15 protein-coding genes, 1 riboswitch and 1 other annotated feature are annotated in these 14,816 nt (G+C 50.2%); of the genes, 10 read left to right on the forward strand and 5 right to left on the reverse strand.

Annotated features, from left to right (window positions below; translation table 11 throughout):
• Positions 1-255 precede the first annotated feature (255 nt).
• Positions 256-747: a peptide-methionine (S)-S-oxide reductase MsrA gene (gene msrA / locus QOS10_RS07765; RefSeq protein WP_283594884.1), complete on the forward strand. Its 492-nt coding sequence runs from the start codon at positions 256-258 to the stop codon at positions 745-747.
• Between the two features lie 57 nt (positions 748-804).
• On the opposite strand, the gene QOS10_RS07770 is transcribed toward msrA, so the two are convergent.
• Positions 805-2,502, reverse strand: a complete 1,698-nt coding sequence (locus QOS10_RS07770) for a phosphoenolpyruvate carboxykinase (ATP) (RefSeq protein WP_283594885.1) — start codon at positions 2,500-2,502, stop codon at positions 805-807.
• A gap of 167 nt (positions 2,503-2,669) precedes the next feature.
• On the opposite strand from QOS10_RS07770, the gene QOS10_RS07775 reads away from it, so the two are divergent.
• The 3 genes from QOS10_RS07775 to QOS10_RS07785 all read left to right on the forward strand — a co-directional run bounded on the left by QOS10_RS07775 (position 2,670) and on the right by QOS10_RS07785 (position 4,739).
• Entirely contained in the window at positions 2,670-3,176 is a 507-nt protein-coding gene (locus QOS10_RS07775) for an acyl-CoA thioesterase (protein ID WP_283594899.1), read from the forward strand.
• A 150-nt stretch (positions 3,177-3,326) separates the two neighbouring features.
• Positions 3,327-4,007, forward strand: coding sequence for an aggregation-promoting factor (gene apf, locus QOS10_RS07780; protein ID WP_283594886.1), 681 nt, complete (start codon positions 3,327-3,329; stop codon positions 4,005-4,007).
• Positions 4,008-4,307: 300 nt separating this feature from the next.
• Positions 4,308-4,739, forward strand: coding sequence for an Hsp20/alpha crystallin family protein (locus tag QOS10_RS07785; RefSeq protein ID WP_283594887.1), 432 nt, complete (start codon positions 4,308-4,310; stop codon positions 4,737-4,739).
• A gap of 112 nt (positions 4,740-4,851) precedes the next feature.
• Here the strand turns inward: QOS10_RS07785 and QOS10_RS07790 are convergent, their stop codons facing one another.
• The 3 genes from QOS10_RS07790 to QOS10_RS07800 form a co-directional block, all read right to left on the reverse strand.
• A complete protein-coding gene (locus QOS10_RS07790) occupies positions 4,852-5,376 on the reverse strand; it encodes an HdeD family acid-resistance protein (RefSeq protein ID WP_283594888.1) in 525 nt (174 codons plus the stop codon).
• 122 nt (positions 5,377-5,498) lie between these two features.
• On the reverse strand, positions 5,499-5,666 hold the full coding sequence (locus QOS10_RS07795) for a hypothetical protein (protein WP_283594889.1): 168 nt from the start codon (positions 5,664-5,666) through the stop codon (positions 5,499-5,501).
• 32 nt (positions 5,667-5,698) lie between these two features.
• Entirely contained in the window at positions 5,699-6,130 is a 432-nt protein-coding gene (locus QOS10_RS07800) for a VanZ family protein (protein WP_283594890.1), read from the reverse strand.
• Between the two features lie 228 nt (positions 6,131-6,358).
• Here QOS10_RS07800 and QOS10_RS07805 point away from each other — a divergent pair, with 228 nt between their 5' ends.
• Entirely contained in the window at positions 6,359-7,717 is a 1,359-nt protein-coding gene (locus QOS10_RS07805) for an amino acid permease (protein ID WP_283594891.1), read from the forward strand.
• A gap of 51 nt (positions 7,718-7,768) precedes the next feature.
• Here QOS10_RS07805 and QOS10_RS07810 read toward each other — a convergent pair whose 3' ends face one another.
• Complete coding sequence (locus QOS10_RS07810; protein ID WP_283594892.1) at positions 7,769-8,227, reverse strand: Fur family transcriptional regulator; 459 nt, start codon at positions 8,225-8,227, stop codon at positions 7,769-7,771.
• A gap of 123 nt (positions 8,228-8,350) precedes the next feature.
• On the opposite strand from QOS10_RS07810, the gene QOS10_RS07815 reads away from it, so the two are divergent.
• The 5 genes from QOS10_RS07815 (at position 8,351) to QOS10_RS07835 (ending at position 14,605) form a co-directional block, all read left to right on the forward strand.
• Positions 8,351-9,787, forward strand: coding sequence for an MFS transporter (locus QOS10_RS07815; protein ID WP_283594893.1), 1,437 nt, complete (start codon positions 8,351-8,353; stop codon positions 9,785-9,787).
• 51 nt (positions 9,788-9,838) lie between these two features.
• The gene (locus QOS10_RS07820) at positions 9,839-10,177 is read left to right on the forward strand and encodes a DNA-3-methyladenine glycosylase I (protein WP_283594894.1); all 339 of its coding nucleotides are present in this window, start codon (positions 9,839-9,841) and stop codon (positions 10,175-10,177) included.
• Between the two features lie 43 nt (positions 10,178-10,220).
• Positions 10,221-10,337: riboswitch (SMK box riboswitch) on the forward strand.
• A complete protein-coding gene (gene metK / locus QOS10_RS07825; protein ID WP_283594895.1) occupies positions 10,335-11,522 on the forward strand; it encodes a methionine adenosyltransferase in 1,188 nt (395 codons plus the stop codon). (Overlaps the previous riboswitch by 3 nt.)
• A 53-nt stretch (positions 11,523-11,575) precedes the next feature.
• Positions 11,576-11,783: a binding site (T-box leader), on the forward strand.
• 75 nt (positions 11,784-11,858) lie between these two features.
• Entirely contained in the window at positions 11,859-14,279 is a 2,421-nt protein-coding gene (gene leuS, locus QOS10_RS07830) for a leucine--tRNA ligase (protein ID WP_283594896.1), read from the forward strand.
• Positions 14,280-14,341: 62 nt separating this feature from the next.
• Complete coding sequence (locus tag QOS10_RS07835; RefSeq protein WP_283594897.1) at positions 14,342-14,605, forward strand: type II toxin-antitoxin system HicB family antitoxin; 264 nt, start codon at positions 14,342-14,344, stop codon at positions 14,603-14,605.
• Positions 14,606-14,816 lie beyond the last annotated feature (211 nt).

The following is a 14,816-nucleotide window of genomic DNA, read 5'->3' on the forward strand; positions in this document are numbered from 1 at the left end:
ACGTCCTTCATTATGAAGCGTTTCAATGACAACACGGTTCTGGAATGATAAGTGCTCATCAAGGACCTTCTTTCTAAAGGATTGTGTGGTAACACCATTAAAGACCTTGATGGGTTTTTCTGTCCACTTAAATGTTCAACTTAAATTTTACAATCTGCCTTATGGTAATAAGGGGGTATACTTAATCAATAATATTGACCGTCTTGTTTTGGGGCTATATAATCGTAACAACTCAGCGAGGTTTATAAAGAAAGGGTGAGTGGTTGTTTTTGGTGCATGGTCAAGCCATTTGATACCTACCCGGGAATAGAAAAGGTGGAGTCCGGCTACACCGGCGGGCACGTTGCCAACCCCACCTATGAACAGGTAAAAACAGGAACCACTGGCCACACGGAGGCGGTCCGGATCACCTTTGATCCCACTGTGGTATCCTATGCCGACCTAGTAGAGATTTATTGGCACCAGACGGACCCGATAGATGCGATGGGGCAGTTTCAGGACCGCGGTGATAACTGCCGGCCGGTAATTTTCGTTAAGGACGATGAACGGCGACAGATTGCTGAGCGTTCTAAGCAACGGCTGGCCGAAAGTGGCCTGTTCGACCGACCAATTGTTACCCAGATTGAGGATGCCCAGCCCTTCTACTCGGCGGAGGATTACCATCAGCAATTCTATAAGAAGAATCCGGCGCGGTTTGCAATGGAAGAGGTGGGTGGTCGCGAGCAATTCAAACGTGATCACTGGTAGAAATAAAAGATCCCTGGACCATCATTTCGGTGATCCAGGGATCTTCTATTTTAAATACTAGTTGTTCATCAGAACATCGAGCAGTTCTTGGGCGGATTCCTTAAGGGCGTCCTTGGACTTGTCGTTGCCCAGGTGAGTGTAGATTTCACCAACGTAAACGCCGGCGTTGAAGAGGTTATTGAAGACCTTGTCAATGATTGGCTGGGTCTTTTCTTGCTCTTGAACAGGGCCGAATGGGTTAGCGAAGAAGGTGGAGCTCATGCCGACTTCATCGGTAGTCCCGAGGGCCTTCCGCTTACCGGCGATGAAGACCTTCTTAGCGTCGTCTTCAGTGTCGAAGCGGTGAATTCCGACCTCGTCACTGTAGTTGTTAGCGTAGAGCCACATATCAACCGGGTGGTGTTCGACAACGTGCTCGTAAGTGTCAGCTGGGATGATAACCCGGGCGTTTTGCCGTTCAGGATTGAGGTAGACACCACGGTCCATGTTGTTGAAGGCAACCGCACTGGACAGGTCATCGAGCCGGACAAAGGCCCCCGTTTCGGTCCCTTGGGCGTAGAGCTTGCCGTCGTCCCCGATGGTAAAGCTTCCCATGTCATCGAAGATCGTTTCCATGTCGACGATCTTGTCATCGGCGATTTCTTGCAGAGCTTCGATTGATTCAGACTTCCCGGCACCGGAGTCACCGAAGAAGACCACGTTCTTTTCCTTACCATTGGTGAAGCGGATCTTCAACATAGAACCGTGAATTGGCAGCCGGCCATTGTTAATTTGGTGCAGGTTGTGCAAGGTCAGACACATCTTCTTCATGTAACCGAAGTAAGTGGTCTTGTCCGTGTATGGTACTTCACCGACCCAGATCTGGTTCTTCTTATCAAGGTAGTAGTGAGAAACCATGCCTTCAGTCTTTTCTAAACCGAAGAGGAGAATCAGGTCAGGCTTTTGACCTTCGACATCTTCTGGGGATGCCAGTTCAAACAGATTAGAGAGGGCAATCCCGTTAACCAGGTAGTCAACGTTGAAGTAGATGTAGGCAAGACTCTCACCGATCTTAGCTGGGTAGCAGTACCAGTGACCCTTTTGACCGTGGAAACGTTTGATTGGGTTTTCTTCAACCGCGGAGAAGACCCCTTCACGTTTGTTACTCTTGGTGTGCATCATCATTGGTGGACGAAGCATGACCGTGTTGATAAAGTCAATGTCACGGAGTTCTTCGTAGCCTTCTGGAATTGGCCAGTCATGTTGTTGGACCAGCATGGAGGCGTTCGTGGCCGCGTTGACCTGCCGGTAGGTCCGGTTGGTGAATCCTTGCAGTTTCTCTTCGATTACCCGGTAGAGCTTCCGAACCAGTTCGTTCAGGTGGGTGTCAATCATCTTAAACTCATTGCCGGCGATCTTGCTGTTGCTGTAGTTAATAACCGAGACCCGCAGTAAGGAACGGTAGAATGAGTAGAGTGCTTCAATGCTTGCCAGGATTTCCTTAGGGTCATAGTTGTCGTAGGCACTGCCGTTGTTAATTAAGATCTTCTTGAGAACTTCGACGTATTCTTCAGGGGTAGCATTGTCAAATGCGTCGTCGTCATAGTCTGGATTGCGTGAACCCAAGTAAAGTTTAACGATATCGAGCAGTTCGTCACTGTTGATCAATGAGTAGATATCATTATAGTAGGCTTCACTAAGGTTAAGTGTCGCAACGCCCCGGTCAAGGTTGACATAGAGGGCATTGGTTTGAATCTTTTGACTGTTTTCCGTCATCTGTACCATCAATCCTTTCATCTATACCTTGTCACCTATTATAGTTTATTTTTAGAGAAAAATGAAAATAAAATTAAAAAATATTAGAATAATTTCTCAATGGTGGTGAATTATCGTTCGGCAAAAGTGTGCTAAAATATTAGTATCATCACAATGTAAGGGGTTAAATTATGGAAATTAAATGTAACAATACTCTGGCGGTTTCACTCCACCGGGTTTTTAATGCAGACCTGAATGAACACGGTACGGTTTTTGGCGGGCAGATCCTGAAGCTGGTTGATGGGGAAGCCTCAGTAGCGGCCATGCGGGTGACCCGCTCGGTCGTTGTCACGGCGGCAATGGACCATGTCCAGTTTCTGCGGCCCTTCAAGCTCCAGGATTCCATGTGTATGGAGGCCTACGTCACGGGCGTTGGGCGGCGGTCGCTGGAGGTATTCGTCAAGGTGATTGGTGAACACCTGATGACCGGCGAGCGCTTCCTCGGTTTTACCTGCTTCATGACCTATGTGATCCAGGACCCGAACAAGCAAATCGAATACGACAAGGTGGTTCCAGAGACACCGGAACAGGAAGCGATGGTGGCCGGTTACCAGACCCGGCGCCTGCACCGGAAGGAAAATCGGCAGCGGCAGAAGATCATCCTTGATTCGATTAATATTAAGAAGCCATGGTAAAACGTTATATTACAGTGGCTTTACAGATATGACGGAAAATGATAACTCCCAGTAACCCGTCTGTAACGACAATCGTGTATAGTATTAACCATCAAAGCGATCAGCCCTGCTGGTCACAATACTAAAGTACAAAGGATGGATTGATTTTTAATGAAGTTATCTAAGAAAGCCGCCAAGATTACAGCAGCCATTGCCGGTGCCGTTGCACTGGGAACCGTTGCTACTGCAACCACTGCCAACGCCGACTCCATTTACACGGTGCAGGCAGGTGACACCCTTTCTGGAATTTCTTACAAATTAGGCCATGATTTAACATTCGTTGACACTCTGGCTTCCAACAACCAGATTGCTGACAAGAACGTCATCTACGTTGGTCAGAAGTTAGTGATCAAGGATGATGGGGAAGTTGCTCCTGCAACTGCTCAACAGGCAGCCACCCTGCTAAGTGCCACTAGCCAAAACACGGCCAGCCAGGCACCGGTTAGCCAGAACAGCCGAGCTAGTCAGTCTCAGGCTAGTCAAGCACCTGCTCAACAAACAGTTAGCGCAACCACGCAATATGCAAACGCTGCTGCAACTAACACTGGCTACACTTCCAGCGTTGCCGGTAACGATGCCGCCGCTAAGGCCTGGATCGCCGGTCGTGAATCTGGCGGCAGTTACACCGCGCGGAACGGTCAATACGTTGGTAAGTACCAATTATCTGAATATTACCTGAATGGCGACTTCTCCGCTGCCAACCAGGAACGGGTCGCTGATCAATACGTTGCCAGCCGTTACGGTTCCTGGTCCGCCGCTCAAGCCTTCTGGCAATCACACGGTTGGTACTAAAATAACCAAACTGGATAATTTTAAGGTCGTCTCTCAAGTCGAGGCGACCTTTTTTAATGGCATTATATGATTAAATCTTCATATGTAACTAAATAATTGAAAAATTTGGGCTGTGGATATCTAAAAAGGCAACTTGCTAAGTGCTTGGCAGAGTAGTGATCCAGCTCTTAGTCAATATTAGTCAAGCAAAAATTAGCACTCAAAGACAATAAGTGCTAATTTGCTATTGTATTTTTCATTGGTGCGATTAAGATAGTAAGTGTAATCAAGATCAAGGTAATCAGAAAGGAAGAATCAATTATGGCTAATGAAATTCAACGTCGTGGTAACTTATTCGATAACTTGATGAACATGCGTGATTGGATGAATGATGATTTCTTCTCTGACTTAACACCAGCAGCCGATCACATGAAGACTGATGTCGCTGAAGACGACAAGGCTTACCAAGTTAAGATTGATATGCCAGGCTTTGACAAGAAGGATATCCACATCAATTATGCTAACAACATCTTGTCGGTCACTGGTCACCGGGACACCTTCTCCGATGAGAGTGACAAGAAGGGCAACATCCTGCACAGTGAACGGCGTTACGGCCAGATGAGCCGTCAATACCGTCTCCCAGATGTTGATCGTTCTAAGGTTTCGGCTCATTACGAGAACGGGGTACTGACCCTTGATCTGCCAAAGATGCAGGCTAGTGACGAAAACGATAGCCGGATTGATATCGACTAATTTCCAAATCCACATCCATAAATACCCAAAACGGGTTGCCCAATTGCTGGGCAACCCGTTTTTTGTAATTAAAAAGGTACCGTCGATTGACGATCCCCTCTTTTGTCATTGGCTAGAATGCCTGAATCACGTGCATGATCCCGAAGACCATCAGCATTGTCGATACCAGCCAGACGATGGTCATGGCAGAAAGCATCGGACTGAAGAGAAGGATGATTCCTAAGATAATGCTGATAACCCCAAGGATAACCAGCCAGGTGGCGTAACCACGGTGGAAGGCTTTAAACAGCCCGGCCGCCTTGATTTCCATGATGGAATCGATGATGAACCAGATGGCGAACAGGATGGCAATGTAGAGGGCACCAAGACCTGGGTAGACCAGGACAATGATCCCTAAAATAATATCTAAAATAGCAGCAAAGATGATCCATCCTGAGCTCTCGTTAAGGGCCCGGTTAACAAACTGCCGGAACCACAGTTCGTAGATTCCCCGCAGAATGAAGGCAATCGCTACTAGAATTGTCAAAAAGTGCAAAGTCTTATCTGGGTGCATGAATGATGCCAATCCGGTCAGGATGAACAGGATCCCGACAACCAGACTGAACCAGTCAAAGCCCCGCTTTTGTTCAGTAAACATGGCCAAAACTCCTTCCTAGTAAAGTACGATTATCATCATAGTTCAATTGAACAGGTGAAACAATAACTTTTCTAACGAAAAAGCCCAGTAGCGGGATAGTCGTCGCGCTGCTGGAGACTTAATCAGGGATTTTCTTTGATGCCGTGAGGGAAGTCTTTGTTGATCTCCCGCAGAATCGGCAGGAGATAGTTGACATATTGGTGATAGGCATCGATCGGTTTCAGGTTGCCGTCATTGTCTTTCATCAGGGCAATTGCAATATCATGTGCCCGTTGTTCGTTTGAAATCATTCTTATCACCTCAAATACTAAGTTTACCAAATCTAATGGCGAATGAGCATCAATCGTTGTAAAAATTTCCGCCAGCCATTTTGATAGAGGATCAGCATCAGGGAAAAACCGATGATTGTTCCCAAGGTGTTGGTGATCAGGTCGTCGATATCGGCAAGGCGCTGGAGGTTAAGAAGGTAGTCCCAAATAAATTGGTTGGATTCGATGAAGAGACTGAAGCAAAAGCCGTACAGGATGGTTCGCTCAAAGGGGGTCCGATAGTTAAAGAGAAAGATGTAGACGCCCAGCGGAAAGGTCATCACAATGTTCAGGAAAAATTCGATGCTGAATCCTTGAAAGGGGATGATGTTGTAGGGGACGCCGTGAAAGTGGAAGAGGATCTTTTGGGCTGAGGGGATGTTGACGTGGGCAGGGGTCAGGCACAGCCACATCACCGCGGTCATATAAATCAGAAATGTGATCATGGTCAGCCGTTCTCCCCAACCAGAATAACGCTGCCAGCTTCGGATATGCCAGAATATTAATAATATGAGACAAAAGTAGACAATAAAGGGAAGATAAGCACGCAAAGAAAATTACTCCTAACCGAAAAAAGTGTTATACAATATAGTTTCGATAGTTCGTTATTATATCTCAAGGTGGACCAAATTAGTAGTCAGTGGTCCACTTTAATATTGAGGAGTGAATTAAAAATGGAAAAGAAGCAGCAGATGAATCGGCGCCTCAAAAGCCGGCACATCGAGCTGATGGCCCTCGGGGGGACGATCGGGACTGGCCTGTTCCTGGGTTCGGGAAAAGCCATCCGGGAGGCCGGACCAGCGATCCTGCTGGCCTACCTGATCACCGGAATCATCTGTTTTGGCATTATGCGGGCGCTGGGGGAACTCCTGTTGTCGAACCTGCACTACCGGTCGTTCATGGAAGCCATCCGGGACTACCTAGGGCCGCGGGTCAGCTTTGTCGCTGGTTGGGCCTACTGGGCCTGTTGGCTGGCATTGGCCATGGCCGAGATCACGGCGGTGGGGCTGTACATCCAGATCTGGCTGCCCCATGTTCCTCAGTGGATTCCCGGATTGATCACGCTGGTCATCTTTCTGTGTTTGAACCTGATCACCGTGAACGTGTTTGGTGAGATTGAGTTCTGGTTTGCCCTGATCAAGATCCTGGCGATTGTCATCCTAGTCGTAGTGGGGATCTTGATGATGATCCTTCAGTTCAAGACGACTGATGGTTACGTGGCCTCGCCAATGAACCTGGTCCGCTACCATGGCTTCTTTGCAACAGGACTGGGCGGCTTTGCCCGGTCCTTCCAGATGGTCGTTTTCGCCTTTGTTGGCATTGAGATGGTCGGGGTGACCGCGGCGGAGGCCGAGAACCCGCGGAAGGTGATTCCCCGGGCGATTAACGGGATCCCAATCCGAATCCTGCTCTTCTACATTGGCGCCTTGGCAGTGATCATGTGCATCTACCCGTGGGACCACCTGTCGCCGAACAACAGTCCCTTTGTCCTGGTCTTCCGGGATGCCGGGCTGCGCGGGGCGGCCAGCATCGTCAACTTCGTGGTGATCACGGCGGCGGCCTCAGCCTGCAACAGTTCAATTTACACGACGGGACGGATGCTGGCGGAGCTGACGAGCAATGCCCACCGGCCAGCCATTCGGCGGATTAGTCGGCTATCCAAGCGGGCGGTGCCAGCCCGGGCCGTTGTGATCTCATCTTTGGTGATTGGGTTGGCAGCGATCCTGAACCTGGTCATGCCGGGGGAGGTCTTCACCTTCATCTCCAGCATCGCCACGACCAGCTTTCTCTTTATTTGGGCAGCGATCATCCTGGCGCACCTGCGCTACATTCGTCTTCACCCGGATGAGCGGACGTTTAAGATGCCCGGCGCCCCGGTGACGGACTACCTGATCTTAGCCTTCTTGGCCTTCGTGATGGTAGTATTGTGCCTGGAACGGCAGACGCTGGAGGCCTTGATCCTGACCCTGGTCTGGTTTGCCATCCTCAGTGTTGCTTCACTGAGCCAGCCGAAATATAAATCAACTAAATAATTAAATGAAAATGGTCCAGCATCCTGTGATGGGGTGCTGGACCATTTGGTTTTAATGGTTATTTAAGTGCAGTTTGCGCTGACAGTCGGGACAGATCCCATGGACCTCGATGTGGCAGCCCGTAACCAGGTAACCGGTCTTTTCCCGCGACATCGCCTGCAGTTCCTTCGTAATTTCTGAAAAATGTTCATCAAAGACATCGGAAATTTTACCACAGTTATCACAGACGACGTGATAGTGGGGGTGCCCAAAGTAATCGTAGTGGGTACTGCCGTCACCGTTCTTCAGCTCGATGACCAGGTTGTAGTCGACAAATAGCTTCAGGGTATTGTAGACGGTTGCCATACTGATGTTGTCAACATTGTCCTTGAGGTCGTCATAGATCATCTCCACGCTCGGGTGGGTATGGTGGTTGATCAAGTACTCTAAGATCAGTTTCCGTTGGGGAGTGAGCCGAACCTTGTTAGCACGCAAAACCGAAATGGCGTGGTCAAATTCAGCCTCTGCCATGAACATCTCTCCTTTCTTACAACAATTATAAATTACCAATATTATATCATTTACAATCACGAAAGCAAAATATATAATGTTCGTTGGATAGTTAATAATTATTCTAAAGAAGGATGATAAGGAATGGAGAAGAGCATTGATCAAAACGGCCGTCCATATAGTCGCTTTTGGTTTATTTTTACCTTGTTAGTGGGGACGTTTACGATGTCGATCAGCCAGTCGTCATTGTCGACGGCGTACCCAACTTTGATGCGGGCTTTTGGGATCTCCGCCTCGACCGTGCAATGGTTGACGACGGGGTTCATGCTTGTTATGTGTGTCAGTATGCCGATCAGTCCCTGGATGCTGAACAACCTCAACTTTAAGACGATGTTTATGGGGGCCCTGGCCTTGTTCGATATTGGGTCGCTGATGATCATTCTGACCCCGGCCAGTTGGGGCGTCAGCGGCTTCTGGTTCATGATGATCGGCCGAGCGATGGAGGCCTTTGCGGTGGGAGTCCTGTTCCCGTCCTACCAGTCGGTTCTGCTGGAGATTACGCCGAAAGCGAAGCGGGGCACGGTCATGGGCATGGCTGGCCTGGTCATGGGTTCAGCGCTCGCGTGTGGTCCAATTGTTTCCGGAATCGTACTGAAGTTCTTTGATTGGAAGAGCCTGTTCGTTCTGTTCATGCTGGTGATCACCGCAATTATCGTGATGGCCGGGACCGGTCTTATTCGTGACGTCATGGCCCGCCACACTAGTAGCCTGGACTGGTTTTCGGTGATCCTGTCGATCGGCTTGATCGGGATTATGTACGTGGTTAACCTCATTGGCAAACGCAACGTCAACTGGTTGGCCACCATCATTATCCTGTTGGTCAGTGTTGTGGCCATCGTAGCCTTTTGCTACCGGCAGCTGCACCTCAAGCAGCCATTGCTGGAACTGCGGGTGCTGAAGACCTTCAACTACGACCTGGCAATCTTCTTGACCTCAATCTCGTACATTGCCCTGATCGTCACCACGATTATCTTCCCCCTGTACTACCAGGGGGTCCTGCACGTCAGTCCCTTTATTTCGGGAATGTCCCTGGTTCCCGGGGCAGTCTTCTTGAGCATCCTGAACCCGCTGACCGGGACGCTGGCAGATAGGATTGGCTTCAAGCCGACGATGATTGTGGGGATGCTGATGATCGTCGGTGGCTGGCTGGCGGCTTTCTTCGTGCTTGGTCACCTCAGCCTGCTGGGGATGATCCTGTGTGCTATGTTGATTGAGGGTGGCAACGCCTTTGTCATGATGCCGGCGGTAACCCTGGGGGCTAACGCTTTGCCAAATGAACTGGTTCCCCACGGGACGGCCGTGATTACCACCGTTCGTCAGGTTCTCGGTTCGGCCGGGGTAGCCGTTTCAACCATTATTTTGACGGTTGGAACGGCGACTGCCCTGGGCCGGGGCAGTGAGCGGCTGACAGCGGCCCTGCATGGCTACCACCTCGTCTTTGCCCTGATGGTGGTTGTTGAGATTATCGGGCTTATCCTGGCCTTGATGTTAAAAGATGTTCGTAAAAAGAATACCAACTAAGCAAAGTTTCGTATTAATATAATAGAGGTAGGTGACCCGGAATGGCTGGCAATGCCATTTCGGGTCACCTTTTTCGAAGACGACGTCGAACGGCTCTACCAGGATAAGTCAATTATCCGGAACCGGCGCAAGATCTGTGCGGTCATCAATAACGCTCGGGTAGTTCAGCGGATGCACCAGAACGGCCAGACGCTCGATGACTATGTCTGGCAATTTGTTGACCACCAGCCCCAGCGGCTAATCCTGGCTCCCGGGGAGGCCCTGCCCGCCCAGACGGCCCAGTCAAAGGCGATGGCCAAGCAATTTAAAAAGGATGGTTTCAAGTTCATGGGCCCAACGATTATGTACTCGTTTATGACCGCGGTCGGCTTGGTCAATGCCCGCCGTTAGAACTTGATCATTGATTATTGAGCGGCTCTTATGCTAAGATTGGTCTCGTTATAAAGCAAATTCCCGATAGGATTCACGCTTGCCGTGAAGATGCCTTGTAACCGCAACTATAAAACTATTGAAAAGTTTCACTAGAATATGGGGGAATTAAATTAAAATGGCAGAAAAACATTTATTTACATCAGAATCAGTCTCTGAAGGACACCCAGACAAGATTGCTGATCAGATCAGTGATGCCATCCTGGATGCCATGCTCGAACAGGACCCGGATGCCCGGGTAGCCGTCGAGACCTCGGTAACGACCGGCCTGGTCCTGGTCTTCGGTGAAGTCTCCACCAAGGCCTACGTCAATATCCAAAAGATCGTGCGGGATACGATTCGCAAAATCGGCTACACCGATGGTAAGTACGGCTTCGATGCCGACAACTGTGCCGTCATCACGGCGATTGACGAACAGTCGCCTGACATTGCCCAGGGGGTCGATGACTCACTGGAAACCCGTGAAGGGGACGGCGATCCGCTGGACAAGATCGGTGCCGGTGACCAGGGACTGATGTTTGGCTACGCAACTGATGAGACGCCGGAATACATGCCGCTTTCACTGATGCTGAGCCACAAGCTGATGCAAAAGATTGCCCGCCTGCGTAAGGACGGGACAATCCCATACCTGCGGCCAGATGCCAAGGCCGAGGTAACGATTGAGTACGATGAGAACGACCAGCCATTGCGGGTTGACACCGTTGTCCTGAGTACCCAACACGATCCAGAGGTTTCCTTGGACCAGATCAAGAAGGACGTCAAGGAACAGGTCATCAAGGCCGTTATTCCTGCCAAGTACCTGGATGACAAGACCAAGTACTTCATCAACCCAACCGGTCGTTTCGTCATCGGGGGCCCACAGGGTGATGCTGGTCTGACCGGACGGAAGATCATCGTTGATACTTACGGTGGGGCTGCTCACCATGGTGGTGGAGCCTTCTCCGGTAAGGATGCCACTAAGGTTGACCGTTCTGCTAGTTATGCTGCCCGTTACATCGCCAAGAACCTGGTTGCCGCTGGTTACGCCAAGAAGCTGGAAATCCAGGTTGCCTACGCTATTGGGGTGGCTGAACCGGTTTCCATTGCCATCGATACTTACGGCACGGGAACCAAGAGCGATGACGAACTGATTGCAGCGGTTCGCAAGGTCTTTGATCTGCGGCCAGCCGGGATCATCAAGATGCTCGACCTCAAGCGGCCAATCTACAAGCAGACAGCAGCTTACGGTCACTTTGGCCGGACTGATGTTGACCTGCCATGGGAACACCTGGACAAGGTTGACGAATTAAAGAAGATTTTGGGTTAATTATTCACAGCGCGCCTTGCAATCGCCAGGCGGGCTTGTTAGAATAATTGTTAAATATTTTGATCGTGATAGAAGTAGTAGCTGGAATAGCGATCTTCAGAGATCCTGCGGGGCTGTGAGCAGGAGGTCGTTGCCAGTGAACTCCTCTAGGTGATTGCTGCTGAAACTAGTAGGCGGTGACGTTTTCCGCGTTAAGGAGCCAAGTGCTATGGTTTGACCATAGAAAACGGGTGGTACCGCGGATTAATTTTCGTCTCGTAGAAGGACTTTCTACGGGACTTTTTTATTACGATCAAAAGAATATTGCTACGCGATTTTTGATAAAGGAGCAAGAAAATGGCTTACGATCACAAAACGATTGAAGAAAAGTGGCAGAAGTTCTGGAAGAAAAACAAGACCTTCAAGGCCGAACTGAAGCCAGATCAAAAGAAGTACTACGCACTGGACATGTTCCCATACCCATCTGGCCAAGGACTGCACGTTGGTCATCCCGAGGGTTACACGGCCACCGATGTGATGTCCCGGATGAAGCGGATGCAGGGCTACAACGTGCTGCACCCAATGGGCTGGGATGCCTTTGGTCTGCCGGCCGAGCAATATGCTTTGAAGACTGGTCACAACCCGAAAGGCTTTACTAACCAGAACATCAACCACTTCCGTAACCAGATCCAATCACTAGGTTTCTCCTATGATTGGGACCGGGAAGTTAATACGACGGATCCAAAGTATTACAAGTGGACGCAATGGATCTTCGAACAACTCTACAAGAAGGGCCTGGCTTACGAGAGTGAAATCATGGTTAACTGGGCTCCCGACTTCATGGGCGGAACTGTCGTGGCCAACGAAGAGGTCGAAGACGGTAAGACCAAGCGGGGCGGCTACCCGGTTTACCGGAAGCCAATGAAGCAGTGGGTTCTGAAGATCACCGCCTACGCGGACCGGCTGATCGATGACCTGGACCTGGTTGACTGGCCAGAAAGCGTTAAGGAAATGCAACGGAACTGGATCGGTCGTTCCGAAGGTGCTTCCGTCTTCTTCCCGGTTGCCGGTGATGAAGATACCAAGATTGAAGTCTTCACGACCCGGGCCGATACCCTCTTCGGTGCTGCCTACGTTGTCCTGGCCCCAGAAAATGACCTGGTCGACCAGCTGACGACTCCTGAACACGCTGAAGCAGTCAAGGCTTATAAGGAAGAAACTTCCCGTCGTTCTGACCTGGAACGGACCGACCTGAACAAGGACAAGACTGGGGTATTCACCGGTTCCTACGTCATCAACCCGGTTAATGGCGAAAAGCTGCCAATCTGGATCAGTGATTACGTCCTGGCCTCATACGGTACTGGTGCCGTAATGGCCGTCCCAGCTGGTGACCAGCGGGACTACGACTTTGCCAAGAAGTTTGACCTGCCAATCAAGCCAATCATTGAAGGGGCAGATCTTTCTGAGGGGGCCTTCGATGGTGATGGCAAGCACATCAACTCTGGCTTCCTGGACGGCCTGAACATCGCTGACGCTAAGGCCAAGATGATTGATTGGCTGGAAGAACACGATGCCGGACACAAGAAGGTCAACTACCGTCTGCGGGACTGGATCTTCAGTCGGCAACGTTACTGGGGTGAACCAATTCCGGTTATCCACTGGGATGATGGCCGGACGACCCTGGTTCCTGAAGATGAACTGCCGCTGAAGCTGCCAGACACGGATAACATTGAACCATCCGGAACGGGTGAGAGTCCACTGGCCAACGTCAAGGACTGGGTCAACGTTTACGATGACCAAGGCCGGCACGGTCTGCGGGAAACCAACACGATGCCGCAATGGGCTGGTTCTTCATGGTACTGGCTCCGTTACACTGACCCGCACAACGACAAGGAATTTGCCTCCAAGAAGGCCCTTGACTACTGGTCACCAGTTGACCTCTACGTTGGTGGGGCCGAGCACGCCGTCCTACACCTGCTCTACGCCCGGTTCTGGCACAAGGTCCTCTATGACCTGGGCCTCGTTCCAACCAAGGAACCATTCATGAAGCTGGTTAACCAGGGGATGATCCTCGGGGCTAACCACGAAAAGATGTCCAAGTCCAAGGGGAACGTGGTCAATCCAGATGACATCGTTGAAAAGTACGGTGCCGACACGCTCCGACTCTACGAAATGTTCATGGGACCCTTGACCGAGTCTGTACCGTGGGATGAAGAAGGTCTGCACGGTTCCTACAAGTGGATTCAGCGGGTATGGCGTCTGTTGATGGATGACAACAACCACCTGCGGGACCGGGTTTCCAACTTCAACGACGGCAAGCTGGACAAGGTTTACAACCAGACGGTCAAGAAGGTTACGGAAGACTACGAGCGGATGCACTTCAACACCGCCATCTCCCAACTGATGGTCTTCGTCAATGAAGCCTACAAGGCTGAAGACCTGCCGGTTGAATTCATGGAAGGCTTCGTCAAGATGATCTCCCCAATCATGCCGCATGTGGCTGAAGAGCTGTGGAGTCAGTTTGGCATCAGCGACACGATCGCTTACCAGCCATGGCCAAAGTATGACCCTAAGGCCCTGGTTGAAAATGAGGTTGAGATGATCGTTCAAGTTAACGGCAAGGTCCGGGCTAAGATCAAGATGGCCAAGGACACTGACAGAAAAGAAGCCCAGAAGCTGGCCCTGGCTAACGAGCACGTCCAGAAGTTTACGGCTGGCAAGGACATCAAAAAGGTCATTGTCGTACCAAGCAAGATCGTTAACATTGTTGCTAAGTAAGATTTAATAAAGAACCGGACCGTGACAGTACGATCCGGTTTTTGTATTTGGAGGAAATAAAAATGGAAATGGTGAGTTACCCGGCCTTCTTCACGCCAAAGGAGGACGAGATTCAGGTGGACTTCCCCGACCTTCCCGAGGCCTTTACCCAGGGGAAAACGATGGAAGAGGCGATGGACTTTGCTAAGCTCGGCCTAGCCATCACGATTAATGATAAACTTGGTCACTTTGAGAAGGCGCCAGCGGTCAGTGACCTGGCAAAACTGCGGGCTCAGTATCCGGACCGGAATATTCAACTGGTGACGGTTGACCTGGACCAATATTAATTGAACTACTCGGCCATAAATGACCGCGCTTCTGGGAACGCGAAGTAGTAGTATTTAGGCTGTTGTATCAGTATTCTGAAGACCTAACTTACAGGACTTCGCTTTTTCCCCATAAAAGGCTGTGTCTTCTTGCCAATAGTCAACCACCACGCCCTAAAGGACGTGGCTTGTGAGCAAACACCCTTCTGATGAGTGCTTGAACCACAATTTG

Origin of the sequence: Limosilactobacillus galli, from assembly GCF_947381495.1 — a bacterium.
Lineage (GTDB): Bacteria > Bacillota > Bacilli > Lactobacillales > Lactobacillaceae > Limosilactobacillus > Limosilactobacillus galli.